Here is a 25,632-nt window from a genome sequence, read left to right on the forward strand (position 1 = left end):
GGGTGCGGCATGATGGGGGCGGCATGATCCTGGCCGCGCAAAAGCTCGGCTTTGCCTATCCGGGCCGGCCGAAGCCAATCTTCGAGAATATCAGCCTCGATATTTCGGCGGGCGAGGTGCTGTGCGTGCTGGGGCCGAATGGCGTCGGCAAGTCGACGCTGCTGCGCTGTCTCGCCGGCCTATCGCCGGCAACCGCCGGCAGCGTGGCGCTCGGCGGCCAGCCAATCTCGGCGCTGCCGCGCGCGGCGATCGCACGGCTGCTCGCGCTGGTGCCGCAGAGCTATGAGACGGTGTTTGCGTTTTCGGTGCGCACCGTGGTCGAGATGGGCCGGGCGCCGCATCTCGGCCTCTTCGACACGCCGGGCGACGAGGCCGTGGCGCTGACCTTGGAGGCGCTGACGACGCTAGGGATAGCCCATCTCGCCGACGCCGCCTATAGCGAGATCAGCGGCGGTGAGCGGCAGCTGGTGCAGATCGCCCGCGTGCTGGTGCAGGCGCCCAAGCTGATGATCCTCGACGAGCCGACCGCGCATCTCGATTTCGCCAACCAGGCGCGTTTCCTGGCGCTGACCCGGCGGCTGGCCAAAGGCGGCCTTGCCGTGATTTTCACCACGCACGCACCCGACCATGCCTACAGGCTGGCTGACCGCACGCTGCTGCTGTCGCCCAACCATCCCCCGGAACTTGGAACGACCTCCGATATCCTGACCGAGCAGACACTGTCGCGCACCTACGGCGTGCCGATCCGCCTGATCCGCTCGGGCAACCACATCGGCTGCGTGGCCGAGGTGGATGCGGAGTAGGCTTTCTACTGGTTGGTGAACCCGGTCGCCGTCAGCCGCTTGGTCATCCTCGGGTCAAGTCCCAGGATGACGAATGGGGGCGGTCTTCGGCTGCTGGCGTCATCACGCCGGCTTCGTCTTGGCGTGCCGGCGCTGGCAATCAGTGCCTTAGAATCTTGCTCAGGAAGGCGCGGCTGCGGTCGGTTTTGGGGTGCGAGAAGAATTCGTCGGGGGTGCCGCTTTCGACGATGGCGCCGGCATCCATGAACACGACACGCTGGGCGACCTTGCGGGCAAAGCCCATTTCGTGGGTCACCACCATCATGGTCATGCCTTCCTCTGCGACCGCCACCATGACGTCGAGCACTTCGGAAATCATCTCGGGGTCAAGCGCCGAGGTCGGCTCGTCGAACAGCATGATCTTGGGCCGCATGCCGAGGCAGCGGGCAATCGCCACGCGCTGCTGCTGGCCGCCGGAGAGCTGCGAGGGATAGGCATCGACCTTGTCGGCCAGGCCGACCTTGGCCAGCAGTTCGCGGCCGGCCTTCTCAGCCTCGGCACGCGGGATCTTGCGGACATGGATGGGGGCCAGCGTGACGTTCTCGAGCGCGGTCTTGTGCGGGTAGAGGTTGAACGACTGGAAGACAAAGCCGATCTCGGTGCGCAGCCGCGTCATGTTGGTGGCGGGGTCGCCGAGGCGCTGGCCGTCGACGACGAGGTCGCCGTCCTTGATCGTTTCCAGCCCATTGATGCAGCGGATCAGCGTGCTCTTGCCCGAGCCGCTGGGGCCGCAGACGACCACCACTTCGCGCGGCTGGACGCTGAGCGTGATGTCCTTCAGCACATTCAGCGAGCCGAACCATTTGTTGACGCCGCGAAAGTCGATCATGCCCGTCTTGGTCATATCGGGCGTCTTGGTCATGTTAGGTGCCTTGGTCACATCAGGAGCTTTGGTCATGCCTGGGCCCTTGGGATTGGATGTCACAGTTGCACCTCGCCATGGGCTGCGTTCATGCGCCGCTCGAGCCGGCGGGCAAGCATGATCAGGGGATAGCAGACGATGAAATAACCGACGCCGACCAGGAAGAAGACCAGGAGCCCGTTGGGCACGCGCTGCACCACCAGCCAGCCGACGCGGGTGAGGTCAGTGAGCCCGATGGCCGAGACGACGGAGGAATCCTTGATCAGCAGCACATATTGCCCGACCAGCGGCGGCAGCACCACGCGCATCGCCTGCGGCAGCACCACCTGGCGCATGCGCTGCCATTGCGACAGGCCTGAGGCAAGAGCCGCCTCGACCTGGCCCCTTGGCACCGAGCCGATGCCGGCGACGACGATCTCGCAGATGAAACAGGCGGCGAGATTGGTCAGCGCGATGATGCCGGCGGTGAAGGCATCGAGCTCGACGCCGAATTCGGGCAGGATGAAGAAGATCAGGAAGATCTGCACCAGGAACGGGGTGCCGCGGATCAGGTCGACCCAGGCGCCGATGACCATGCCGATCAGCCGGTTGCCGGACGATCTCAGGATGCCGAGGCCGAAGCCGAGCAACGTGCCGAGCACCAGGCTGATCAGCGACAGCATCACGGTCATGCCAAGACCGCGCAAGGCGAGGGGATAACTGCCGGCGAGGCTGAGGAACTGTTGCCAGATCATGTCCGTGCCCCCGCTGTGCCGAGCCAGCGGCTGGACAGAACGGCCAACCCCTTGAGGCAATAGTAGAGCAGCAGGTAGAAGGCGGCGATGGTGAGAAAACCTTCCGCCGGCATGAAGCGGTCGGAGGCGAGCAACTGGCCGGCGCGCGTGAGTTCGGCGACCGAAATCAGCGACAGGAGCGCTGAATCCTTGACCAGCACGATCGCTTGTCCGAGCAGCGGCGGGATCGTCACCCTGAATGCCTGCGGCAGGATGATGAGGCGCATGCGCTGCGGGTAGGTCATACCAGATGCGATACCGGCCTCGACCTGCCCACGCGAGATCGACAGGATGCCGGCGCGGATGATCTCGGCGATATAGGCGCCGCTGTTCAACGACAGCGCCAGGATGCCGACGACGAGCTCGGGCAGGACGAAGCCGAGCCGGGGCAGGCCGAAATAGAGGAAGTAGAGCTGCGCCAGCAAGGGCGTGGCGCGCACGGCGTCGATATAAGCCTTGGCCGGGGCGCGAAACAGCCAGCCGCGCTGCAGGTTCATGGCGCAGAGCACGATGCCAACGACGAGCGCGCCGACAAAGGACAGCGCCGACAGCCAGACGGTCGTGATCAGGCCTTGCCCGAACAGCGGCAGGTATTCGACGATGGTGCGGAAACTGAAATTTTCGAGCATCGTTGGGTGAATTCCCCAGAGCGAAGTCTGTCCGTGACGAATGAGTGTTGGGCGGAACCGCGCCGATCCAGTCTGGCGCGGTTCCGTCCGAACGAAGCGATGCTTAGTGGTCTTTCTTCCAGGCGTCGGAATTCACCCAGTAGTCGAGGTTCTTCTGCAGGCGGCCGTCGATGCTGACCTGGTTGAGGAACAGGTTCATCCAGACCAGCAGGTCCGGCTCGTCATAGCGGGTGGCGAAGGCAAGCGGCTCCTTCGACAAGAGGTCCGGCATGATGGTGAAGGTGCCGGCCGGATAGGCGGTCGACTGACCCTTGACCGCCGAGACGTCGTTGACGCCGCAATCGGCCTGGCCGTTGTTGACGGCGTCAAGCAGAAGCGGGCCGCCGCCCTTGTAGCTCTTGATGTCGGCATCGGGGAAGGCGGCCTTGGCTTCCTTCTCGCCGGTGGCGCCGAGCAGAACCGCGATCTTGGTGCCCTTGGCCTTGCAGTCCTCGGTGGTCTTGAACTTGCTGTCGGCCTTGGTGAAGACGGTGCTGCCCGTGTACATGTATGGCGTGGTGAAGGCGACCTTCATGCCGCGTGCCAGCGTCGGCGTCATGTCGGCGACCAGCAGATCGGCCTTGCCCGAGAGCAGCGCCGGGATCAGGCCATCCCAGTCGAAGTCGAGGAAGGTGATCTTGACGCCCATTTCCTTGGCCATCAGCTCGGCCAGTTCAACCGAACTGCCGGTGCGCTCGCCATTGGCGCCGACCAGCGAGAAGGGGGGCCCTTGCGTCTGCACGGCGACGCGCAGTTCGCCGCGCTTGGTGATCTCGTCCAGCGTGCCGGCGCTGGCCGCTGCCGTGAGGCCGGCCAGCGCAAGGCCGGCGATGAAAAGCTTGGCAATCTTCATAGGCTTCATTGGGTATTCCTCCATTTGTCGTCTTGTTGTTCCCACCCTTGATGGGTGTTTTTTGAGCGGCGGCGCCGTTGCCGGCGGCGGCCACCGTTCGAAAACTTCTTGAGCATGATCCCGAAAGCCGGTCCCGGTTTCGGGAGGGATCACACTCGAACCCTAGTTCCACTCCACCGTTTCGGTGACCTTGATGCCGCGCCCGGCGAGCTCCTCGAGGAAGCTGGTATCGGGCACATGCTGCAGCGGGTTAAGCAGACCGGGCGTGGTGATTTCGCCGCGCGCCAGCATCTGCGCCACGATGCTGGCGGGATAGCCGACGCCGAGGCTCATGCCGAACAGGCCGGAGGCGAGATCGCGCTCGATGATCAGGTCCGAGGTCACCGTCTTGCGGCGGCCGCCTTCGAGGCCGGAAAAGACATTGCGCATCACGCACAGGTCTTTCTCGGCGGGGCCGTATTGCAGCTGCGGTCCAAGCAGCCGCCCGAGAAATTCACGTGGGCTGGCGCCCGTGCCGGCAACCTTGTCCTCCGACAGGAAGCCGAGCTCCTTCAGCGGCGCCCAGAAGGCCGACCAGCCAGGCCAGCGCAGCGTGTAGCGGCCGGAGCGGCGCAGCCCCTTCGCGGCGTCAAGCATCTCGACATAATGCAGCGCATCGCCGTTGGGGAAGGCTTCCAGCTTTCCCAGGCCGGCGACTTCGATTTCATGGATGAACGGATTGTCGTGCTGCTCGCCGGCCGGCACCGCGACGCGTTCGCCGTCCTCGATCATCACGCTGTCGCGGTTCTGGCTGGATAGGACCATGTCGAAATTCCAGCTCACCTTGTAGCAAAGCGGCTTTGCCATCGCCTTCGGCTCGGGGATGCCGCCGCAATAGGAATCGATCGAGACGATGCTGTCGAACTGCCTTGCGGCGCGTGCGTAGAGCACAAGGTCGATGCCGGGATCGAGCCCGCACTCGGTCATGATCGGGACGCCGGCCTCAACGGCCGCCGGGCCAAGGTCGGTGATCGATTTGACATAGTTGGTGGTGACCAGCGGCGTGCGCGTGTCGATCGCGGCCTGCACCGCCTGGCGCATCAAAGGCTGCGGCAACAGGTCGATGACGGCGTCAACGTCGGCCATCACGTTGGCCAGGGCAGGGCCGACCGCGCCGTCAGGCACAACAAAGCGCACGCGGCTGAGATCGGTCAGGCCGGCGAGCCGCGCCGCACCATCGGTCGCCGTGTCGACGCAGACCACTTGCTCGACGCCGTCGCTGGCGACGAGGTCGGCGATCGCCGCCCTTCCTTGCAGGCCGAGGCCGCCGAGAACCGCGATCTTCATGCCGGCTCCTTGCGGTCGTCCGACCAGCAGCCTTCGGGCAGGCTGACCCATTTGTTGCACGAGGCCATGACGACGAAAGTCTCGCTGCGCACCACTTCGCCCGGCTCGCCGGCGCCGGGGATCAGCTCGCTGGTGACGCGGTAGAGATCGGCGACGTCACCGGCCACCGTCACATCGACGATGATGTCGAAACGCCCGGTGACGACGGAGGCGGAGTTGACAAAAGGCAGTTCGGAAATGCGCTGCGCCAGTTCGCGGGCCCGGCCTCGCCCCTGTGCATTGATGCCGACAATGGCCGAGATCAGTTCCGGGCGCTCGGTCAGGTTCAGGAGCCCGACGACCTTGAGCAGGTTGCGGTCGAGCAGGTTGCGCAGCCGCGTGCGCACCGTCGGCACCGAGATCGCCAATGTTTCGGCGAGCTTGTTGATGCCCGGCTGCGCGTCCTGCGACAGCTGTTTCACCAGCCGCCGATCGGTCAGATCGAGATGTTCCCGCAAAGTGCCAGTCTTTCACAAATGGAAAAATTTCAGGCAGTTATTTTGCCAATATGAAAACATGCTATGTCACCGATTTTTGAAATGCAAGGCCTTATAGGTTCAGCTAGGGCGTGTGGACCGCCATGTATCCACAGGCGATCAGTCGGGCGCTTGCCTGATCGCTACGTCTGATTGTCGTCGCCATCTATTTGCAGTTTCGCGCCGGAACCGTGCCTTTTGGCGTCATCGCGGCCCTATATTCAATGGCCATTCCAGTGTTTTCGCGGCTCACCTGGTCTGTTACGGTCGTGACATGATCATGGCGCATGTGGTCGCGGCAGGCTCGCGGCATCAGTACGTACCCAGCCTACACATGGCAGGCCGGTGATGGATCGCGTGCCCGTTGAACACACCGGAATGTTGGCAACGGAAAGAGCGCGGCGATGATCTCATGGGCAACGGCGGCGCCGGCCGTCACGGCGGCTTTCCTGGCCTCCCTGGTCGAAGTGGTCGAGGCGTTCACCATCGTGCTGGCCGTCGCGACCGTGCGCGGCTGGCGCCCGGCCCTGACGGGGACCGGAGCGGGGCTGGCCCTGCTGGTGGTTCTGGTGCTGGCGCTCGGTCCGCTCCTCGACCAGGTGCCGCTGCACGCGCTGCAGCTGGTCATCGGCGTGCTGCTGCTGCTGTTTGGCCTGCGCTGGCTGCGCAAGGCGATCCTGCGGTCGGCGGGCGTGTTGGCGCTTCATGACGAAGCCAAGGCCTTCGCTGCCGAGGAGAAGAGCCTGCAGGAGGCGGAGCGGCGCCAGGATGCGCACCTTGACTGGATCGCGGGCATCACCGCGTTCAAGGCCGTGGTGCTGGAAGGGCTGGAAGTGGTGTTCATCGTCGTCGCGGTCGGCGCGGGCAGGGGGCTTCTGGTTCCGGCCGCCATTGGCGCGCTGGCGGCCTGCGTGCTGGTGCTGCTGATCGGCGTTCTGGTGCACAAGCCGCTGGCGCGTGTCCCCGAAAACACGCTGAAGTTCGGTGTCGGCATCATGCTGTCGGCCTTTGGCGTGTTCTGGACCGGCGAGGGGCTTGGCGTCGATTGGCCCGGCCGCGATCTGGCAATACTGGCCTTCGCGGTGATCTTCCTGCTGGTTGGGCTGGTTACAGTGAAACTTGCGGCACGCCCGGCCGTGGAGACCAGAGCATGAGCATCCTGACGCTGATCCTGCGCGAGCTTGTCGGAATGTTCATCGATGATGAATTCCTGGCGATCGCCATCCTTGCGGTTGTCGCGGTGGCGGCTGTCATTTCGATCTGGCTGGCCGCGCCGCAGATCTTGGTCGGTGGCGTTCTTCTTATCGGTTGCGTGGCGGTGGTGATGGCCAGTGCGCTCAGGGCCAGCCGAAAAGACCGCAAGATCTAGCCTATTCCATCCCGATAGGATGGGGTTGCCGCGCGGGTCAGCCGAGGGCGTCGGCGAGCAGCCTGGCTTGCGGCGTCAGGCCGTCGAAGCGGCGGGCGCAGAGGCTGAGCTGGCGCGTTGCCCAGTCATCGTTCAGCGGCAGGCTGCGCAGTGTCCGCGCGGCGCGGCGCATGGCGGTCTGCGGCACGATGGCGATGCCGACGCCTTGCGCGACGAGCCGGCAGGCATTGTCGAGGCCGGGCACACGGATGCGGAAATGCAGATGGCCGCCAAGGCGCGCGGCCTGGCGCACGATATGTTCCTGCAGCGAATTGCCGGTGCTGAGACCAACAAAGGGTTGCGGCAGGATATCGGCGAGGCCGATGGGGCCGGCGTCGAGGCCAGGCCAGTCGCGCGGCGCGATCACCACCAAGCGGTCGACGTGGAATGGCCGCTGTTCAAGATGCGCGAGCCCGGCCCAGGTCGCGGCAATGCCGAGATCGGCGGCGCCGCCGGCAACCGCTTCGGCGATGGCATGGCTGGGGCGCTCATCGAGATCGATGTCGATATGCGGGTGCGCGGCCAGGAAGGCCGGCAGGATCTTAGGCAGAAGCTCACTGGTCGCGGCGGTGTTGGCAAGCAGGCGCACGCGTGCGCGCAGGCCGCTGGCATAGGCGCCGAGTTCGCCGGCCATCGCCTCGATCTGGTTCTGCACCGCCTGGGCATGGTGCAGCAAGGCCTGTCCAGCCGGCGTCAGCACCACGCCACGGCGGCGGCGTTCCAGCAGCGGCGCGCCAAAACTGTCCTCCATGCCCTTGATGCGGGCGCTGGCCGAGGCCAGTGCGAGGCCGGCAAGTGCCGCGCCATGGGTGATGCTGCCACGCTCGGCAACTAGCAGGAACAGCCTGAGATCGACCAGATCAAAGCGCATGCTTTTTCTCCTTTGGCCTTGGTATCAGCCTTCGTCCAGGCCGAAGGCTGGCGACGCAACTTCCACATTGTGACCGGACGCGGTTTCAGTCAAATATTTTGCCGGAGGTGTGCGATGAACGGACCAGGCCAGATGTCAGAAGCCGGTATTCTTGAAAGCGCCGCAGTGGTGCTGGCCATTGCCGTGGCCTGTTTCGCGGTGGCGCGGGCGGAGCCGGCGACGCCTTCATGCGGGCCGACGACCGCTTCCGTCAGCCGCGATTCTGGCGTGCCGGCAAAAACCACGCACGAAGCGGACGCCACCGACATGCTCCTGCATGACTGATCCGGCTCTCCACGCGAGGCTGCAATCATGCTGAGTGCCGGCGTCATTGCCTGGATCTGCGTGGTCTTTCTCCTCGCCGGCTTCGTCAAGGGCGTTGTCGGCATGGGACTGCCGACCGTGGCGATGGGGCTGCTGGCGATGACGATGCCGCCGGCGCAGGCGGCGGCACTGCTGTTGATCCCGTCGCTGGTCACCAACATCTGGCAATTGCTGACCGGCCCGTCCTTCGCAGGGCTTTGCAAACGGCTGTGGACGATGATGGCCGGTGTCGCGCTTGGCACCATTTCCGGCGCCGGATTGCTGACCGGCACACATACGGCGTTGGCTTCAGCGACGCTGGGCGTTGCGCTGGTGCTCTATGCCATCCTCGGCCTGCTGAAGCTTGGTTTCACCACGCCGGCGCGCCACGAGGCCTGGCTGTCGCCGCTCATCGGCATTGTGACCGGGCTGGTCACCGGCGTCACAGGCGTCTTCGTCATCCCCGCCGTGCCCTATCTGCAATCGCTTCGGCTGGAGAAGGAAGACCTGATCCAGGCGCTCGGCCTCTCCTTCACCGTGTCGACGGCGGCACTTGCCATCGGCCTGTTGCGGGTCGGCGCCTTCGTATCGCCGACGGCGCAACTGGCATGGTCCCTCGTGGCGCTGGCGCCGGCACTGGTCGGCATGTCCGTCGGTCAGGCGCAGCGCAATCGGATGAGCGTCGAGACCTTTCGCAAGGCGTTTTTCGCCGGGCTGCTGGCGCTGGGCTGTTATCTGGCGACCGAGATGGTCCCCTAACCTCGATACGACGCGTCGCCTAGCGGACCACCAGAACCGGGGTCTCTGTGAAGGACAGCACCTCCGCCGTCTGGCTTCCCAACAGCAGGCGGCCAAGTCCCCGGCGGCCATGCGAGGCCATGACGATCAGGTCGCAGGCTTCGGAGGCTGACAATTCCAGGATCGCCTCGGCTGGCTTCCTGTTCTCGATATGCAGGCCCTTGGAGCGCACGCCCAAGCCGTCGGCGGAGGCCTTGCACCGGTCAAGCAATTCCTTGGCGAACTGGCGCCCGTTTTCCTCATAGGCGGCCAGTTCATCGCCGGCGATGAATCCCACCATGGCGCCGCCCCAGGCGAATACCGGGAAGGGCTCGGTGATGTTGACGAAGGTAACGGCGGCGCCAATGCGGCTGGCCAGCGCCAGGCCATGGGAAACGCCCTTTTCAGCCAGTTCCGATCCGTCGGTGGCGATGAGCAAATGTGTGTACATGATGATGCGACCTGTTGTGCAAGGGCCATGCGCCCTTGGATGGCGGGAGCCTTGATGCGGCTGATTTTGATATAGGCATGCCATCGCGCGCTTCACAGGTCCGCCTTGAGGTGGATCGAGACCAGACGCGGGCGGTTTATGGGCCACGGGGAGGGCGGCTTGCACCATGAGGTGAAGCAACGCCAATTGTTGATCTCGGTGCCGCCCCTCATTGCCCTGCCGGGCATTTCTCCCCGTATAGGGACGGGGAGAAAGGTCGCCATCATCAGCGGTTTCGCCAATCATCAATGTTTGGAGAAGAGGGCCAAGGCCTGTGGCAAGTCTCTTCTCCCCGTCACTGTACGGGGAGAAGGTGCCGGCAGGCGGATGAGGGGCAGCACAAACGCCCGGCGATTTGTAGAAAACTGGCAAGCCCGGCGCGGACACACTTTCGCGTCAGCCGGATTCCCCTTGGCAGGATCGTCCTCTTGTTTTTATGCATATCGTTGCCCCAAAACCGCGGTCACTTTTGGGCGACATGCATTAGAGTGCCGGCAAATTTGAAAGGCGTCGCGATGAGCAGTCCCTATCCGCAGATCCATCTGGTCCGGCACGGCGAGACGGCGTGGAGCCTTTCGGGCCAGCACACCGGGCGCACCGACATGCCTTTGACCGAGACCGGCGAGGCGGCGGCGCGCGGCGTGGCGGAGCGGCTGAAAGGCCTGTCCTTTTCGGCTGTGTGGTCGAGCCCGTCGCAGCGCGCCTACAAGACCAGCGTGCTGGCGGGCTTTGGCGCCCAATGCATCAAGAACGATGATCTGCAGGAGTGGGATTATGGCGCCTATGAGGGGCTGACGACCAAGCAGATCCTGGCCGAGCGGCCGGGCTGGCAGCTGTTTCGCGACGGTTGCCCGAAAGGCGAGGCGGCGGCCGATGTCGGCAAGCGCGCCGATGCGGTCATTGCCGCATTGCGTCAGGCCAACGCCAACATCCTGGTGTTCTCCAGCGCGCATTTCCTGCGCGTGCTGGCGGCGCGCTGGCTCGGCCTGCCGCCAGAAGGCGGCGCGCTGTTCGTGCTCGACACGGCCAGCATCAGCCTGCTCGGCTATGAGCATGACTTGAGCGAGCCGGTCGTGCGCAAGTGGAACCAGAAGTAGGGCGACCGCTACCGATGCATGAAATTCGTGCGAAGCTGCTGCTTTCCGTGCAACGTGCGCTTCTCGGTGCTGTTTCGCCCAACCTCAGGGCGGTTACCTGCGGTTGGCACGAGGTGGAGATCAAGCTTCGTTTCGTTTTCGATGGTGAGATCGCCGAAGAGAATTTTGAAGATGCCGGGGTCGTCGCAAGCGAAGTGGCCGCCGACTTCCCGGCGCCCTGGACCGTCGACGAGGACATCGTTCGTCTGGATTGCCCTCAAGACCTCCGTCTCACCGCGCTGACGCTTTGGGCATATCTGCGCAAGGAGGTCGTCGCGGAGACCGGAGGCCCGTCCTGAGTCACCCAGCGATGTCTTCAGCCGCCAGAAGGCGGCGCGCTGTTCGATCTCGACACGGCCAGCATCAGCCTGCTCGGCTACGAGCATGATCAGAGCGAGCCGGTCGTGCGCAAGTGGAACCAGAAGTAACGGATGTTCGGGCGCTGCCCGCGGGCGCCCGCCTTTTCCTGGCGGGCGGTCGCGGTTCTGACGGAAATTTGATCGATCTCCACGAAACCGGGGTGACAGGGAAATTTCGTAACAATAATGGCTACCTGGAGTGGTTTGCTGCCAAGAATTCACCAGCCGCGCGGTCTGCTCGCAAGGATGGCGCCGCGTCAGGAGCCGTCATAGAAAAAGCTAGGGGTGAAATTCTTTCGACTGAAGGATAGCTAACAATGTTCTCCCGCACGACGAGTGTCATGACAGTTCTTGCGCTTCTGGGGATTACGGCCGGTGCGATGGCGGCAAGCAATCGGCCGACAACCTATGAAAAGACCGCGCTCTCCGGCCAGGAGATCTATATTTTTCTAGACACCAATCTCAATCCGGACTGTACGAGTGCCGGCATGGATGATGTGAAGGCGATTTCCGGACCCAACCATGGATCAATTCGGATCGTCGATGGAAAAGTCTATCCCAATTACCCCAAGGGCAGCGATCGCTATAAGTGTAATTCCCAAAGCGATGATGGAATTCAGGCGTTTTACAAGTCGGCGCCCGGATTCAAGGGGCAGGATCAGGTGAGCCTGTCGATCCATACATTCACCGGCAACGCGCGCGACGTGGTCGTCACGATCAACGTCGAATAGCGGCCCTGTTGCCAGCCGCTGACGAAGCGAATCCCTGCTGACAAGATGCTGTCAGCAGGCCTCGGCTAGAAGGGATGACGCCGTACCCTGTCGTGGGTGCGGTCCAACCCGAGGAAACGAGGATTTCATGGATTTTGTCTCGACGCGGATCATCACCGATGACATCAAGCGCCTGGTCGGCTTCTACGAGGATGTGACCGGCCTGCCGGCGGACTTGGTACACGGAAGATTTCGCCGAGTTGGTGATGCCGTCCTCGACCCTGGCAGTGGGCAGCAAGCGCACGATGGACATGTTCGGGGCGGGCGCCGCGCGCCCGGCCGACAACCATTCCGCCATCATCGAGTTCCGCGTCGCCGATGTCGACAAGGACTATGAAAGGCTGGAGCAAGTCGTCGGCGAGTTCGTCCAGCGCCCCACAACCATGCCCTGGGGAAACCGCTCGCTGCTGTTTCGTGACCCAGACGGAAATCTGATCAATTTCTTCACGCCGGTCAGCGCCGAGGCAATCCAGAAGTTCGATGGCAAATAGAGATATCCGGCGTCACTGAGCAGCCGGAAGCACAGCCGGCTGGTCGGCCGGGAGGCGGGAGAGGTCAGCAAGGCCATCCTGCGGCCGGTCGAATGGCCGGGGGCGGCATGGCCGGATTTTTTGGCTTTGGCGAATTCGAGTTGTCGGAACCGAGCGATGCGGGCCGTCCTTGGGGCGGAACCGACGCGAGGAGAAGGCAATGAGAGAGTTGATCCTGAAAATGTCCATGTCGCTTGACGGCTTCGTCGCCGGCATTGACGGCGAAATGAAATGGGTGTTCAGCGGCGACCAGGAGGCGATTGCCTGGAGCGTGAAGACCGTGTCCGACGCAAGCCTGCACATAATGGGAAGCCGCTCCTTCCAGAACATGGCCGCCTTCTGGCAGACCTCCACACTGGCGTTCGCGCCGCCGATGAACCAGATTCCCAAGGCCGTCTTCTCCAGACAAGGACCGGCGATCCTGAAGGTGGCCGGAGTGACTAAGGATACCCAGCCCAATGGGGAAAGCGCCCAATCGGGAGAGCCGCAACCCGGCGCGGAAAGCTGGGGTGAGGCCTATGTCGCCGGCGGCGATCTGGCCGACGAAATCGCCAGGCTGAAGAGCCGGGACGGCAAGCCGATCATCGCCCATGGCGGCGCCACCTTCGCACGCAGTCTCATTGCCCAGGACCTGGTCGATCGATACGTGTTGCTGGTGCATCCTGTGGTGCTTGGCAAGGGCTTGCCGATCTTCTCCGACGTCGCCCCGCAAAGGCGCCTTGGACTGGTCGGCTCAACGGCCTTTCCGGGGGGGCGCGATGGCGCAGATTTATCGGCGGGCGTAGCCACGTCGCCCAGCGGATCCACACGCTTCTAGCGCGCCAACAGCACCAGTTCCTCCGGCGCCAAGTGCCGCGCGGCGCCCTTGGCCAGTTCGCCGAGCAGCAAGGGGCCGATGGCGATGCGCACCAGGCGCAGCACTTCGACATCGTGCGCGGCGAGCAGGCGGCGGATATGGCGGTTGCGGCCTTCGTCGAGCACGATCTCCAGCCAGGCGGTGCGGCCGCCGCTGCGCAAAAGCGCGATGGAATTGGCGGTCAGGACCTCGCCGTTGACGCTGACGCCGGCGCGGAAAGCCTCCAGCATGGTTTCGTCAGGCACCATGCCGACCTGCACGTGGTAGGTCTTGGGCATGTGCGAGGCCGGGTCCATCAGGCGGTTGGCGAACTGGGTGTCGTTGGTCATCAACAGCAGGCCTTCGCTCGCCTTGTCGAGCCGGCCGACCGGCGACACGAATGGCAGGTCGAGCCCTTCCAGGCAGGCATAGACGGTGCCGCGCTGTTGCGGATCGTCGCGCGTGGTGACCAGTCCGCGCGGCTTGTTGAGCATCAGATAGACCTTGCGCTCGGCAACCACCTGGGCGCCGTCGACCGCGATCCTGTCGCGGTCGAGGTCGACGCGCAGCGTGGCGTCGCGCACCACCTTGCCGCCAACCCGAACGCGGCCCTCGGCAATCAGCACCTCGGCCTGCGTGCGTGAGCACAGGCCAAGCTTGGACAGCGCCCGGTTGAGGCTGACGCCGAGGGGCTTGCCGCCTTGTTTTGTTTGCCGTGCGTTCATCGTCCCGTCGCGGGGGTTGGTCTGGCGGCCGACTGATGGCATGGGCGGTGATGGGTCCGCAAGGCACCGGTGAGAGCCGTGAGGCTTTCGCCGTGCGCCTTGCGGCCACCATGGCGGGTTGCGAATGGGCTCTACTTCGTGGCGGCGGCGACCAGCATTTCGCAAGGTCCCTCAAACTGTCCGCCCTGCTCGAACTGACCGAGTGCGACTTCGATCTCCGCCCAGGCATCGTCCTGTTCGCGGGCCGACAGGCCGGCCAGCATCTGATGCAGCGCGCCAAAGGATTCCTGTTCGAATTGCAGGCATTCCAGGGCCGATCCGAGCCGCACCGGCGCATCAACCTTCTCGACGCGCACGTCGCGGAATCCGGCATCGGTCAGGCGTTTGGCAAGGACCGCCGGGTCGCCGAGGCTGAACGGTCCGGGCTGGCCGGGCAGGGGTGCGGGCAGGGCGGCGCGGCGGCGGATAATGCCGACCGGGATCGAGAAGAATGGGTTCTTGTCAGCTGTCGAGTAGACGATGGCGCCGACCTTGCCACCGGGCTTCAGATGATCGCGCATACCGCCAAGCGCCCGGTTCTGGTCGGGAAAATAAATCAGCCCGACGCGCGAGATGACCGCATCGAATGGCTGGGCAGTGATCGTACCCAGCATCTCGCCGTCGGCGACGATGGTGTCGACATTGCCGTGGCCGGCCAGCTTCGCGTTACTTGCCGCGAAGGCCAGAATGCCGGGTGAAATATCGGTGGCCAGCACATAGCCCTTCGGCCCGACGCGGCGCGCGGCGGTCATGGTCTGTTCGCCGGCGCCGGCGGCGACGTCGAGGACGCGGCTGCCCTTGCCGACATCGGCCATGTCGAGCATCAGTTCGGTCGCCGGTCCGAGCCAGCGCGACAGGAGCGGCCCCCAGCGGTTCCAGGCTTCGGCGGCGTTGTCCCACTGGCCGCGGGTGGTTTCCTTGAACTTGACCGGATCGAATATGGTCTGCTGCACGTTCATGGTGTCCTCCTGGAAGGCACTATTGCCTTGCCGGAGACGGTAGAGATCGCGTAATTCTGGCTCAATTCTCGAAATCTCGACGCCCATTTTGCAAAAATGCACAGATCGGGGTTCAAGATGCATTGGGATGATTTGCGGATTTTCCTGGCTGTCGCGCGCGATGGTTCGATCAGCAGCGCCGCGAAACGCATGAATGTCCAGCACTCCACCGTTTCGCGACGCATCCGGTTGCTGGAAACACAACTCGGCACGCGGCTGATCGAGCGCAAGAAATCCGGCTACGAGCTGACACCGGCCGGCGATGAACTGCGGATGGCGGCCGGCAAGATGGAACTCGAGGTGCTCGAGGTCGAGGGCGCGCTCGGCGGTCAGGAAGACCGGGTTGCCGGCGAGCTCCGGGTGTCGGCGATCAACAACATGGCCTCATCGGTCATGATGCCGATCTTCGCCAGTTTCAGCGAAGCCTATCCCGACATCCAGCTGCACGTTCAGGTCTCCAACAGGTATGTCAGCCTGGCCGAGCGCCACGCCGATATTGCCATTCGCCTGACCAACACCCCGCTCGACACGCTGGTCGGCACGAAGCTCACCAATGTGGCGTCGGCCGTCTATGGGGAGCGAGGCTACGTGGAGGCTTTGCGGGCCAGCGAAGCCAAGCCGAAATGGCTGGGTGTGGAATGCTGCGCCTTCCATCAGGCCTGGACCGGCACGGCCTGTCCGGATCACCAGCATAATTTCTTCGTTGATGACACGCTGCTGACGCTGGCGGCGCTGAAACAGGGGCTTGGGCTTGCCTATCTGCCTTGCTTCATGGGCGACAGCGCCGAGCAGCTGGAACGCTTTCGCGAACCCGATCCCGCGCATGACCTGGGATTGTGGCTGCTCTATCATCCGGACCTGCGCCGCACCAAGCGCGTCAGGGTGTTTCGCGAGCATATGATGGCGCGCATCCGCGACCAGAGCGCGCTGTTCGAGGGCCGGCGCCCGCAGCCTCAAGAGGCAAGTCCGGTGGCGGTGGAGCTTTCACCGTTGCCTCGGTTCTGACCGCGGCTTGCCGCTGGTCCTGCTACTCACTTTGGCCGGCTGGCGCTGCTGACCCTGGTGGCGCTGGCGCCTGTCTTCGCCGGGCCGTGTTGACCTGCAAGCGAAGCTGACGTAATGAGACAGACCTGTCTCACCTCTTTGGTTGCAAGAACATGTCACCAATCCCCGCCAGTTCCGAAAAGCGTCAGCATATCGTGCAGACGGCCTATGCGCTGTTCAAGCGCGATGGCTTTCATGCCACCGGCATCGACCGGATCATTGCCGAAGCTGACATCGCCAAGATGACGATGTATCGGCATTTCCCGAGCAAGGAGGGCCTGATCGCCGAGGTGCTGGGTTGGCGGGCACAACGCTTCGAGCACCAGCTCGACCAGCTCGCCTTGCTGGAGACCACGCCGCAACAGAAGATCATGACCATCTTCGACTGGTACGGAGGCTGGTTCCAGAGCCCGGATTTTCACGGCTGCCTGTTTGCACATGCGCTGGCGGAATATGGCGATCCCGGTCATCCGGTATTCAAGGCCGTGGCCGAACAGAAGAACGGTCTGCAGCGGCGCATGTGCCGGCTGCTTGAGGAGGTGATGCCTGGGGATCGCGCCGAGGCGGTCGCTTCGGCGCTGCTGATGCTGATCGAAGGCGCGAGCCTGCTGGCCCAGATTGGGCAAGCTGATACCGCCTTCGAGAATGCCCGCCAGGCAGCATGCGGCCTGCTCGGCCAGCCGGTGGCCATGCAATGAGTGCGGCGGTCATCGGGCTGGCGCTGTTCGCGGCGATCCTGCATGCGTCCTGGAATGCCTTTCTGCGCACTGGCGCCGACCGGCTGTGGATCGTCACCGTGATGAGCTTTTCCAGCACCGTCGTCGCTATCCCCGTGGTTTTCCTCACTCCGCTGCCGGTGCCGTCGGCCTGGCCCTATGTCGTGCTCTCGGCCTGTCTGCAGGTTGGCTACAGCTTCTTCCTGGTCGCCGCCTATCGGTATGGCGAACTCGGGCAGGTCTACCCGATCGTGCGCGGCAGCGTGCCATTGCTGGTAACGCTTGGCGGACTGGTTTTCGCGGGCCAATATCTCGGCCCCTGGCAGGCCGCCGGCATCGTCCTGGTCGCTGTCGGCATCATGAGCCTGTCGCTGGGCAAACGGCGCGCCGCTACACCGTCGATCCTGTTCGCGCTGGCGACCGGCGCGGTCATCGCTGCCTATGCGACGGTCGATGCGATCGGCGTCCGGCAAGCCGGCCATGCGGGCGCCTACACCGCATGGGTGCTGCTGCTCTACGGCGCCTTGCTGCCGGCGAGTTTCGTGCTGTGGCGCGGCAAGCTCACCGTCGACATCCGCTCCTCCGAAACGCTGAAGGCGCTGGCGGGCGGCATCGTCGCGCTGATCGCCTATGGCGTGGTGGTGGCTGCCTTCGCGCTCGGCCCGGCCGGCCCGATCACCGCGTTGCGGGAAACCAGCGTCGTGTTCGCGGCGCTGATCGGATGGCTGTTCCTCGGCGAGCGGCTGACGCCCGGCCGCGTCGCTGCCTGCGCCGTCGTCGCGCTCGGCGCCATCTGCCTCGGCTATCAATCCTAACGATGCCGCGCCGAGGAATGGGAATGCACAGTGACGCTGCCACGACGGATCGCCAGCCGGCCATCGGCCATGGCCTGCTTGCGCTTCTGGCGATAGCCGCCGGGCTGACGGTCGCCAACAATTATTACAACCAGTCGATGCTCGGCCTGCTTGCCGATGAGTTCCACCTGTCGGCCATCACGGTATCGGTAATCCCCGTGGTGACGCAGCTAGGCAATGTCGCCGGCATTGTCTTTCTGGCGCCGCTCGGCGACCGGCTGGAGCGACGCCGGCTTATCCTGGCGACGATGGCGGCACTGGTCATCGCGCTGGTTGCGGCGGCCATCGCGCCGGGCTTTGTCTGGCTGGCCGTGGCCGGCATCGGTGTTGGCCTGTTCGCCACCGTCACCCAGCAGATCGTGCCGCTCGCCGTGCATCTGGCGGCGCCTCGGGAACGTGGCCGCGTGCTTGGCATCGTCACCGGCGGTATCCTGATCGGCATTCTGCTCGCCCGTACCGTCAGCGGTGTCATCAGCGACCTGTGGGGCTGGCATGCGGTGTTCTGGACCGCCGCCGCGTTGATGCTGGCGACCGGGGCGCTGCTGGCGTGGCGGCTGCCACGCAGCGAACCGGTGACGGATCTGAGCTATGCCAGGCTGATCGGCTCGCTGTGGACGCTGGTGCGCACGCACGGGCTGTTGCGGCAGGCAATCATCGTCCAGGCGCTGATCTTTGCCGGTTTCATCGGTTTCTGGTCGACGCTGGCGCTGGTGTTCGACGCAGCACCTTATCACTTCGGCGCCACGGCCGTCGGGCTGATGGCATTGGTTGGCGTGGTGGGAGCGCTGGCCGCGCCGCTCGCCGGCCGGTTCGCCGACCGCCACGGGCCGGGCGCCATCGTCTCGGCCGGCGCCGGCCTGGTGGTGGCCGCTTTCGCCATCTTCGGCCTGTTCCAGGGCTCGCTGGCGGCAATGGTCGTAGGCGTGCTGATCCTCGACCTCGCCGTGCAATCGTCTCAGGTCGCCAACCAGTCACGCATCTACGCGCTCGATCCCACCGCCCGCAGCCGGCTGAACACTATCTTCATGGCAACCATGATCCTCGGCGGCGCCTGCGGTTCGGGCCTTGCCGGGCTCGCCTATTCGGCCTGGGGCTGGAGCGGCACCTGCGGCTTCGGCGCTATGTCCACAGGGCTGGCGCTGCTGGTGTCGCGCCGGGGCTGACACGCGATGTCAGGAGGGTGTGTTGGCTTCCTTGCAAATCATCGGGCTTTGCTAGGCGCACCGGCTTGAGCCGCCAGCGTCCTGCGTTGATAGCGGCATCGGGCGAAAGCGGTGGCGGGGCATGCGCGGGCAGGGCGCCGGAACAGATTGGAACCCCGCGAATGGCTTGACGGCCGCTCTTAGATGAATGCATATGCAAAAATAGTTTTTGTATATGCTGTATTGATGGAGGGTTCCGCATGGGCCATTCTTCCGTGACTCCCGACGCTGGGTTGGTCGAGCGTGGCCGTGGCCGGGTTGCCTGGATTCGTTCGCGCATGGCCATGCTGGCGACGATGCGGGAGGAGTTCCGGCGGACGCGGCCCTTCGCTGGCCGGCGCATCGGCATGTCGTTGCATATCGAACCGAAGACGGCGGTGCTGCTCGAGGTGCTGGCCGAGGGTGGGGCGGAGATTGTCGGCACCGGCAATCACGGTTCGACGCAGGACGATGTCGTGGCCTTCCTGCAAAGCCAGGGCATCGGCGTGTTCGGCAGCCGCGCCGACACGCTGGCCGACCATCACGCCAATCTGGCGCGGGTGCTGGACGCGAAACCCGACATGCTGCTCGACAATGGCGCCGACCTTGCCGCCGGCATCGTCGAACGCGGTCTGGCGGCGTCCATTCTCGGCGGCACCGAGGAGACGACATCGGGCGGCGACCGGCTGCGCGGCGCACTTGCCGGCAAGGTGCCGTTCCCCTCGATCGTCATCAACGATAGCCCGCTGAAGGCGATCGGCGAGAACAAGCACGCGGTCGGCCAGTCGGTGGTCGAAAGCTTCATGCGCATCACCAACCTGATGATTCCGGGAAGGCGCTTCTGCGTCATCGGCTATGGCTGGTGCGGGCGCGGCATCGCGCAATATCTGCGCGCGCTTGGCGGCCGCGTGGCGATCGTCGAGGTCGATGAGATCAAGGCGCTGGAAGCCGCTCTCGACGGCTACCGGGTGGCGCCGCTGGGCGACCTCGCGCCATGGGCGCAGGTTTTCATCACCGCGACGGGCCGCGCCGGCGTGCTGCCGGCGGAGGCGATTGCCGCCATGGCCGAAGGCGCGGTGCTGGCCAATTCCGGGCATTTCCCCTGGGAGATCGACACCGAGGGCTTGCAGGCGATGACGGTTGGCGTCAGCGAGCTTGACGGCACCTTGCGCCGTGTCGACCTTGCCAATGGCCGGCATGTAATCCTGGTCGCCGAAGGGCGCATGTTCAATCTCGCTGGCAGCGAACCCAAGGGCAATTCGATCGAATCCATGGACATCGGCTTCATGCTGCAGGCGCTGTCGCTGGAGCGGGTGGTGAAGGGGAATGGACTGGCGGCGGGCGCACAGCCGGTGCCGGACGACATCAACCGGCGCATCGCCAGACTGATGATGGCTACGATGGGCGCCGCCGCCTAGCTATAGTGGCGCCGATTCGAAAGGACGCTGCGGGCATGGCTGGCAAAAGCGGCGCTGAGGCGCCGGACTATTCGGTTCCGGCGCTGGACAAGGCGTTCGACATTCTCGAACTGCTGGCCAGCCAGAAGGACGGGCTGAATCAGGGCCAGATTTCCGAGGCTGTCGGCCGTTCGATCCACCAGATCTACCGCGTGCTGCAGGCGCTGGAGCGGCGTGGCTATATCTTCCGCGACCGGCCGGCTGGGCTCTATTTCCTGTCGACGAGAATGTTTGAACTGGCGCACCGGCACGAGCCGCTGCGCGGTCTGGTGCAGGCGGCACTGCCTTCGATGCGGCGCCTGTCCGACGCCATCCAGCAATCCTGCAATCTCGGTGTCCACAATGCCGGCCGGGTACTGATCCTGGCGCAAGTGGAAAGCCCGGCTTCATTCGGTTTCCGGGTGCGGGTCGGCGCCCAGTTCCCGCTGTTTGGCACGGCGACAGGGCGCGCGCTGATGGCATTCCAGCCGGCGGAGAGAATCAAGCAATGGCTGCAAGCGGATGGTTCCGCTGAGGAAAATGCTGGCATTCAGGATGCCCTGGCGCGCATCCGTGCGGCCAGCCATGAAGAGGTGGCGGATGGGCTGCAGGCGGGGGTGACCGATCTTGCCTTTCCCGTCATCGGGCCGTTCGGAGAGGCGGTCGCCGCACTCACGGTGCCTTACGTCGCGACCACCTACAGCATGCTCGACCTTGCCACCGTCAGAGGCCACGCCGCGAAGGCCGCCGCCGAGATCGGTATGCTGCTGTCGCCGGCGCCCTGACCGACAGCATGACCGATCCGCTCGCGCCGATCATCAAGACCGTTGTCATCGAGGCCACGCCGGCGCGGGTCTGGCAGGTGCTGACGACGCCGGCGATGATCCGGCAATGGATGTCCGACGAGGACCTGACGGTCATCTCGCATTGGCATGAAGGAGCCGCGATCGTGATGCGCGGGCTGCTGCACGGCCTGCCGTTCGAGAACCATGGCGCCATTCAGGCGTTCGAGCCGGAGAAGATCTTTCAATACGGGTACTGGAGCACGCTCTCGGCGTCGCGCCTGTCCAACGTGCCTGAAAATTACACCGTGGTCCGCTTCGAACTGACGCCTCAGGCTGATGGCACGCTGCTTTGCCTGACGCTCAGCGATTTCGCCGAGCCGTCCATCCGCCCGCACGTCAATCTCTACTGGGGGCCGACCTTGCGGATCGTCAAGGCGGTCTGCGAAGGGCGGGGCGCACATGGCGCGACGTGAAGCGGACTTTGCCTTGGGCGACGTTCGCCGGGGCGGCACCGCGAAGGGCGGTGCCGCCCGTACGCATCCGGACAATCCAACGCCTTGCCGTAACGCTTTGTTTTCTTGGACGGCGTACCGGTAGAGCGCCGCCTCCTGAAGGCCGCGCAATATGGACGCGTGAAACATGGGCTCGCCCTGGTCCGAACTGCTGGCCAATCTCGCCGTCGTGGCAATGTTTGTCTCCGTCTGGGTTCACACGCATGTGTGGGTGGACCGCAAGGCGGCTTTGACGCGCGCGACAGCCTTCGGCCTGCTGATGGGCTCAGGCGCCGTCATTTTGATGATGACACCGATGCAATTGCAGGAAGGGGTCTTTGTCGACCTGCGCGGCACGATGATCGCGCTGGCCGGCTTCTTCGGCGGTCCGGTCGCCTGCGCCATTGCCGGGCTGATGGCCGTTGCCTACCGCTTCCATGAAGGCGGCGTTGGCGTGGTCGCCGGCAGCGCGGGGATCGGCATCGCCACGCTGATCGGCATCGCCGGCCATCTTGCCTTGAAGGGCCGCTATCCCGAGCGCGTCGACGTGCTGATTCTGGCGGCGGCGGCCGCGGCCGGTTCGCTGCTTGCCTTGTTCGCGCTGCCGCGCGCGATCATGCAGGTGGTGGTGCCGCAAGTGGGGCTGCCGACTTCACTGCTCATCTTCGTCTCGATCATGCTGTCGGGACTGGCGCTCTATCAGGAGCGGCGGCGCATAGAGGCGTTGCATTCCAGGCGCATCTACAAGGCGATCGTCGAAGCACTGCCCGATTGTCTCAACGTCAAGGACCTGGACGGGCGGTTCATTGCCGCCAATCCGGCGACCGCGCGGCTGATGCACGCGGCGGACGCCAAGGCGCTGATCGGCAAGACCGATTTCGATTTCTATCCGCAAGAGACCGCCACCAAGTTCCGGGAAGACGAATTGGTGATCCTTGGCGTCGGCGCGCCTTCGACCATCGAGCAACGCGTCCAGCACGCTGGCGGCGCCTACGGCTGGCTCTCCACCCTGAAGGCGCCACTGACCGACCGGGCTGGCACGATCATCGGCCTGATCACGCACAACCGCGACATCACCGCGCGCCGCGAACTCGAGAACGAACTGGCCGAAAGCCGCGTCAGGCTGACCGATGCGCTGACGCATATGGCCGACGGGCTGGTGATGTTCGACGCCGAGGACAGGCTGACGCTCTGCAACGACCAGTACCGCGAGATGTTTCCAGATACCGCCGATGTGCGTGTTCCCGGTGCCGATCATCGCGCCATTCTTCGCCTCTCCGTCGAGCGCGGCGAGGAGATCGTGCAGGGAGACGAACTCGAGCCGTGGATCGACGATATCATCCGGTCGCATCATGTGGCGTGCAACCGTCAGATCCGGCTGGCCGACGGGCGCTGGCTCGATATCAGAACCAGGCCGACCCATGATGGCGGCAGCCTCAGCGTGTTCTCCGACATCACCGCGGGCAAGCAGGCCGAGGCGGAACTGGTGGCGGCCAACGAGAAGCTGAACCTGCTCGCGCATCGCGACGGCCTGACCGAACTGATGACCCGGCGCGCCTTCGACGAGACGCTGGCGCGCGAGTTCGCCCGCAGCCAGCGCAACGACACGCCGCTCAGCCTACTGCTTGTCGATGTCGACTGGTTCAAGCGGTTCAACGACCGTTACGGCCACCCGGCGGGTGACGACTGCCTGCGCGCCGTAAGCGACTGCCTGCGGGCGACGATGCGCCGCCCGGCGGATTCCGCTGCCCGCTACGGCGGCGAGGAGTTCGCGATGATCCTGCCGGAAACCGACGCCAAGGGCGCTTTCGTCATTGCCGAGAAGCTGAGGGCCGCCGTGCGCGGCCTGGAACTTGTGCACGAGGCTAGCGAAAAGAAGATCGTGACTGTCAGCACCGGGGTGGCGAGCCTCGATGCTAACGGGCCGGCCCTCGACATGGCCGGGCTGATCCGGCGCGCCGACGAGGCGCTCTATGGCGCGAAGGCGGCGGGGCGCGACCGCGTGCATGGCTGGCCGCGCCATGACCTGTCTCAGGCGCCACTTTTGCGCGGACGGCGCAAGTGACGGCTCTCCTCGGCTCAAAATTCAGACAATTCCGATAATTATCCGAATAGCTTCTGTTATATTAGTGTTGCTCAAACGGTTGACCCTGGGTTAGCATCCCCTGGCTGACGCCGACGGGAGGCAGTTTTTTGCAGCGGCGGTCAGCTGGAGCGGTACGCGCCCTCGGGCGCATGGAGGATGCTCCAACACTTTGAACCGGCGCATGATCCTTTCCCAAGACCACCCGGTTTTGGGGATGATGCGCCCCTGTGGAGGAGGATCCCATGAACAGACGTGAATTCCTGATGACCTCGGCTGCCGCCGGCGCCATGATGCTTGCCGCACCCTCGGTGTTTGCCGCGGACAAGCTGACCATTCTGGGCTCCGTGCCCAATCTCGGCTTTCCGTTCTTCGTGCACATGCTGAACGAGATCAAGGCGGAAGCGGCCGCGCAAGGCGTCAACCTGACCGAGAGCGACGGCCAGAATTCGGCCACCAAGCAGACCGCCGACATCGAGGCGGCCCTGGTGCAGAAGGTCAACGCCATCGTCATCTCGCCGCTCGACGTCAATGCGCTCGCGCCGGCCATCGAGGAAGCCGTCAAGGCCGGCGTCCCGGTGGTGACGATCGACCGCCGTGTCGACGGTGTCGCGGGCATTCTCGCTCATGTCGGCGCCGACAACGTCAAGGGTGGCGAGGCGGAGGCCAATGCCATGGTGGCGGCGTTCCCCAATGGCGCCAAGATTTTCCACCTTCAGGGCCAGCCCGGCGCCGGCCCGGCGATCGACCGCAACAAGGGCGTGCACAATGTGCTCGATCCGGTGAAGGACAAGTACCAGATCATCTTCGAGCAGACCGCCAACTTCGCCCGCGCCGAGGCGCTGTCGGTGACCGAGGCCGGTCTTGCCGCCAACGGCAAGCCGGACGCGATCGTCTGCGCCAATGACGACATGGCGCTGGGCGCGATGGAAGCCTGTGCCGCCCGCAACTTCACCGATGTAAAGATCTACGGCTTCGACGCGCTGCCCGAAGCGCTGGTCGCCGTGCGCGACGGCAAGCTTGCCGGCACGGTCGAGCAGTTCCCCGGCGAACAGTCGCGTACCGCGGTGCGCATCGCCGTCGCCTTCGCCAAGGACAAGACCGAGCCGAAGGAGAAGCTGGTGCTGCTGACGCCGATCGTCATCGGCAAGGACAATCTCGACAAGGCGGAGCGCATTGGCGAGACGAAGTAGGGGGTGACGGTTGACAGGCTGGCGGGGGTTGCCGCGCCAGCAAAAGACCATGAGTTGGCGCTGCCCCTCATCCGCCTGCCGGCACCTTCTCCCCGTAAAGAGACGGGGAGAAGGGAAACGCTCCAACGTTGGCGATCCCTCTCCCCGTTTCTATACGGGGAGAGGGTAAGGGTGAGGGGCGGCGCAAACGCTTCTTGCATTCAATCCTGCCCCTACTGCCCTTAGGGAGAAGCTCTTGTCTCCAGCTGAAGCCGCATCGCCCGTCCTGCTTGCCGTCGAGGGTGTGACCAAGCATTTCTCTGGCGTCACGGCGCTGAACGATGTCTCGCTCGACATCAGGCCGGGTGAAATCCTCGGCCTGCTTGGCGAGAACGGCGCCGGCAAGTCGACATTGCTGAAAATCCTTTCAGGCGTCATGCCGCCGTCCAGCGGCCGCATCGTCTTCGACGGCGCCGACTATCATCCAAGTAGCTCGCAGGACGCCAAGCGGCTTGGCATTGTCACCATCTACCAGGAACTCAGCCTGATTCCGACGCTGACGGTGGCGGAGAACATCTTCATCGGCCGTGCGCCGACCGGTCCGCTGGGGCTGGTGTCATGGCGCAAGATGGAAGAAGCCTCCCGCACGATCATCGCCCGCGTCGGTCTCTCCATCGATCCGATGACGCCGGTGTCCGCGCTGTCCGTGGCCGAGCAGCAGCTTGTCGAGATCGCGCGGGCGCTGTCGCTG

Annotated in this window: 29 protein-coding genes and 2 pseudogenes; 21 read left to right on the forward strand and 10 right to left on the reverse strand. The window is 64.6% G+C overall.

The window, feature by feature from the left end; genetic code table 11:
- Positions 1-2: 2 nt before the first annotated feature.
- Positions 3-803 carry an ABC transporter ATP-binding protein gene (locus GA829_RS15230; RefSeq protein ID WP_195179276.1) on the forward strand — a complete coding sequence of 267 codons (801 nt, stop codon included), beginning with the start codon at positions 3-5 and terminating at the stop codon, positions 801-803.
- Between the two features lie 139 nt (positions 804-942).
- Here GA829_RS15230 and GA829_RS15235 read toward each other — a convergent pair whose 3' ends face one another.
- The 6 genes from GA829_RS15235 to GA829_RS15260 form a co-directional block, all read right to left on the reverse strand.
- On the reverse strand, positions 943-1,686 hold the full coding sequence (locus GA829_RS15235) for an amino acid ABC transporter ATP-binding protein (protein WP_308462342.1): 744 nt from the start codon (positions 1,684-1,686) through the stop codon (positions 943-945).
- 77 nt (positions 1,687-1,763) lie between these two features.
- Complete coding sequence (locus GA829_RS15240; protein WP_195179277.1) at positions 1,764-2,438, reverse strand: amino acid ABC transporter permease; 675 nt, start codon at positions 2,436-2,438, stop codon at positions 1,764-1,766.
- Positions 2,435-3,106, reverse strand: coding sequence for an amino acid ABC transporter permease (locus GA829_RS15245; RefSeq protein WP_195179278.1), 672 nt, complete (start codon positions 3,104-3,106; stop codon positions 2,435-2,437). The genes GA829_RS15240 and GA829_RS15245 overlap by 4 nt, the downstream gene beginning before the upstream one ends.
- A gap of 103 nt (positions 3,107-3,209) precedes the next feature.
- Positions 3,210-3,998, reverse strand: coding sequence for an ABC transporter substrate-binding protein (locus tag GA829_RS15250; RefSeq protein ID WP_195179661.1), 789 nt, complete (start codon positions 3,996-3,998; stop codon positions 3,210-3,212).
- Between the two features lie 162 nt (positions 3,999-4,160).
- The gene (locus tag GA829_RS15255; RefSeq protein WP_195179279.1) at positions 4,161-5,324 is read right to left on the reverse strand and encodes a saccharopine dehydrogenase family protein; all 1,164 of its coding nucleotides are present in this window, start codon (positions 5,322-5,324) and stop codon (positions 4,161-4,163) included.
- Positions 5,321-5,821, reverse strand: a complete 501-nt coding sequence (locus tag GA829_RS15260) for an Lrp/AsnC family transcriptional regulator (protein ID WP_195179280.1) — start codon at positions 5,819-5,821, stop codon at positions 5,321-5,323. Before GA829_RS15260 ends, GA829_RS15255 begins: the two co-directional genes overlap by 4 nt.
- A gap of 422 nt (positions 5,822-6,243) precedes the next feature.
- On the opposite strand from GA829_RS15260, the gene GA829_RS15265 reads away from it, so the two are divergent.
- Together GA829_RS15265 and GA829_RS15270 are read left to right on the forward strand one after the other, a co-directional pair.
- The gene (locus GA829_RS15265) at positions 6,244-6,993 is read left to right on the forward strand and encodes a COG4280 domain-containing protein (RefSeq protein WP_195179281.1); all 750 of its coding nucleotides are present in this window, start codon (positions 6,244-6,246) and stop codon (positions 6,991-6,993) included.
- Positions 6,990-7,208, forward strand: coding sequence for a hypothetical protein (locus GA829_RS15270; protein ID WP_195179282.1), 219 nt, complete (start codon positions 6,990-6,992; stop codon positions 7,206-7,208). The genes GA829_RS15265 and GA829_RS15270 overlap by 4 nt, the downstream gene beginning before the upstream one ends.
- 37 nt (positions 7,209-7,245) lie before the next feature.
- Here the strand turns inward: GA829_RS15270 and GA829_RS15275 are convergent, their stop codons facing one another.
- Positions 7,246-8,118 carry a LysR substrate-binding domain-containing protein gene (locus GA829_RS15275; RefSeq protein ID WP_195179283.1) on the reverse strand — a complete coding sequence of 291 codons (873 nt, stop codon included), beginning with the start codon at positions 8,116-8,118 and terminating at the stop codon, positions 7,246-7,248.
- A gap of 114 nt (positions 8,119-8,232) precedes the next feature.
- Here GA829_RS15275 and GA829_RS15280 point away from each other — a divergent pair, with 114 nt between their 5' ends.
- Together GA829_RS15280 and GA829_RS15285 are read left to right on the forward strand one after the other, a co-directional pair.
- On the forward strand, positions 8,233-8,442 hold the full coding sequence (locus GA829_RS15280) for a hypothetical protein (protein ID WP_195179284.1): 210 nt from the start codon (positions 8,233-8,235) through the stop codon (positions 8,440-8,442).
- A gap of 27 nt (positions 8,443-8,469) precedes the next feature.
- Entirely contained in the window at positions 8,470-9,219 is a 750-nt protein-coding gene (locus GA829_RS15285; protein ID WP_195179285.1) for a sulfite exporter TauE/SafE family protein, read from the forward strand.
- 19 nt (positions 9,220-9,238) lie between these two features.
- Here GA829_RS15285 and GA829_RS15290 read toward each other — a convergent pair whose 3' ends face one another.
- A complete protein-coding gene (locus tag GA829_RS15290) occupies positions 9,239-9,688 on the reverse strand; it encodes a universal stress protein (protein ID WP_195179286.1) in 450 nt (149 codons plus the stop codon).
- A 554-nt stretch (positions 9,689-10,242) separates the two neighbouring features.
- Here GA829_RS15290 and GA829_RS15295 point away from each other — a divergent pair.
- The 6 genes and pseudogenes from GA829_RS15295 to GA829_RS15320 all read left to right on the forward strand — a co-directional run bounded on the left by GA829_RS15295 (position 10,243) and on the right by GA829_RS15320 (position 13,339).
- The gene (locus tag GA829_RS15295) at positions 10,243-10,824 is read left to right on the forward strand and encodes a histidine phosphatase family protein (RefSeq protein ID WP_195179287.1); all 582 of its coding nucleotides are present in this window, start codon (positions 10,243-10,245) and stop codon (positions 10,822-10,824) included.
- Between the two features lie 14 nt (positions 10,825-10,838).
- Positions 10,839-11,162 carry a hypothetical protein gene (locus tag GA829_RS15300; protein ID WP_195179288.1) on the forward strand — a complete coding sequence of 108 codons (324 nt, stop codon included), beginning with the start codon at positions 10,839-10,841 and terminating at the stop codon, positions 11,160-11,162.
- Positions 11,163-11,183: 21 nt separating this feature from the next.
- Positions 11,184-11,291: pseudogene (locus tag GA829_RS15305) on the forward strand (histidine phosphatase family protein); the annotation flags it as partial.
- A 248-nt stretch (positions 11,292-11,539) separates the two neighbouring features.
- On the forward strand, positions 11,540-11,953 hold the full coding sequence (locus GA829_RS15310) for a hypothetical protein (protein WP_195179289.1): 414 nt from the start codon (positions 11,540-11,542) through the stop codon (positions 11,951-11,953).
- Between the two features lie 245 nt (positions 11,954-12,198).
- Positions 12,199-12,483 carry a VOC family protein gene (locus GA829_RS15315; protein WP_258052301.1) on the forward strand — a complete coding sequence of 95 codons (285 nt, stop codon included), beginning with the start codon at positions 12,199-12,201 and terminating at the stop codon, positions 12,481-12,483.
- A gap of 199 nt (positions 12,484-12,682) precedes the next feature.
- Positions 12,683-13,339: a dihydrofolate reductase family protein gene (locus GA829_RS15320; RefSeq protein WP_258052302.1), complete on the forward strand. Its 657-nt coding sequence runs from the start codon at positions 12,683-12,685 to the stop codon at positions 13,337-13,339.
- On the opposite strand, the gene GA829_RS15325 is transcribed toward GA829_RS15320, so the two are convergent.
- Both GA829_RS15325 and GA829_RS15330 read right to left on the reverse strand, forming a co-directional pair.
- On the reverse strand, positions 13,336-14,082 hold the full coding sequence (locus tag GA829_RS15325; RefSeq protein ID WP_195179662.1) for a pseudouridine synthase: 747 nt from the start codon (positions 14,080-14,082) through the stop codon (positions 13,336-13,338). The genes GA829_RS15320 and GA829_RS15325 overlap by 4 nt on opposite strands.
- Positions 14,083-14,213: 131 nt before the next feature.
- Positions 14,214-15,080, reverse strand: a complete 867-nt coding sequence (locus tag GA829_RS15330; protein ID WP_195179290.1) for a class I SAM-dependent methyltransferase — start codon at positions 15,078-15,080, stop codon at positions 14,214-14,216.
- Positions 15,081-15,197: 117 nt separating this feature from the next.
- On the opposite strand from GA829_RS15330, the gene GA829_RS15335 reads away from it, so the two are divergent.
- The 10 genes and pseudogenes from GA829_RS15335 to GA829_RS37780 form a co-directional block, all read left to right on the forward strand.
- The gene (locus GA829_RS15335; protein WP_195179291.1) at positions 15,198-16,124 is read left to right on the forward strand and encodes a LysR family transcriptional regulator; all 927 of its coding nucleotides are present in this window, start codon (positions 15,198-15,200) and stop codon (positions 16,122-16,124) included.
- Between the two features lie 152 nt (positions 16,125-16,276).
- Positions 16,277-16,861 carry a TetR/AcrR family transcriptional regulator gene (locus tag GA829_RS15340; protein ID WP_195179292.1) on the forward strand — a complete coding sequence of 195 codons (585 nt, stop codon included), beginning with the start codon at positions 16,277-16,279 and terminating at the stop codon, positions 16,859-16,861.
- On the forward strand, positions 16,858-17,694 hold the full coding sequence (locus tag GA829_RS15345) for a DMT family transporter (RefSeq protein WP_195179293.1): 837 nt from the start codon (positions 16,858-16,860) through the stop codon (positions 17,692-17,694). Before GA829_RS15340 ends, GA829_RS15345 begins: the two co-directional genes overlap by 4 nt.
- Before the next feature lie 23 nt (positions 17,695-17,717).
- Positions 17,718-18,896, forward strand: coding sequence for an MFS transporter (locus GA829_RS15350; RefSeq protein WP_195179294.1), 1,179 nt, complete (start codon positions 17,718-17,720; stop codon positions 18,894-18,896).
- A gap of 239 nt (positions 18,897-19,135) precedes the next feature.
- A complete protein-coding gene (locus GA829_RS15355; protein ID WP_195179295.1) occupies positions 19,136-20,332 on the forward strand; it encodes an adenosylhomocysteinase in 1,197 nt (398 codons plus the stop codon).
- Positions 20,333-20,367: 35 nt separating this feature from the next.
- On the forward strand, positions 20,368-21,135 hold the full coding sequence (locus tag GA829_RS15360; protein WP_195179296.1) for an IclR family transcriptional regulator: 768 nt from the start codon (positions 20,368-20,370) through the stop codon (positions 21,133-21,135).
- 8 nt (positions 21,136-21,143) lie between these two features.
- A complete protein-coding gene (locus GA829_RS15365) occupies positions 21,144-21,608 on the forward strand; it encodes an SRPBCC family protein (RefSeq protein WP_195179297.1) in 465 nt (154 codons plus the stop codon).
- Positions 21,609-21,774: 166 nt separating this feature from the next.
- The gene (locus GA829_RS15370) at positions 21,775-23,691 is read left to right on the forward strand and encodes a diguanylate cyclase (RefSeq protein ID WP_195179298.1); all 1,917 of its coding nucleotides are present in this window, start codon (positions 21,775-21,777) and stop codon (positions 23,689-23,691) included.
- Positions 23,692-23,954: 263 nt separating this feature from the next.
- The gene (locus GA829_RS15375) at positions 23,955-24,902 is read left to right on the forward strand and encodes a substrate-binding domain-containing protein (RefSeq protein WP_195179299.1); all 948 of its coding nucleotides are present in this window, start codon (positions 23,955-23,957) and stop codon (positions 24,900-24,902) included.
- Between the two features lie 325 nt (positions 24,903-25,227).
- Positions 25,228-25,608 (forward strand): annotated as a pseudogene (locus tag GA829_RS37780) (ATP-binding cassette domain-containing protein); the annotation flags it as partial.
- Between the last annotated feature and the right edge of the window lie 24 nt (positions 25,609-25,632).

The sequence above is a fragment of the Mesorhizobium sp. INR15 genome, from assembly GCF_015500075.1.
Taxonomy (GTDB): domain Bacteria; phylum Pseudomonadota; class Alphaproteobacteria; order Rhizobiales; family Rhizobiaceae; genus Mesorhizobium.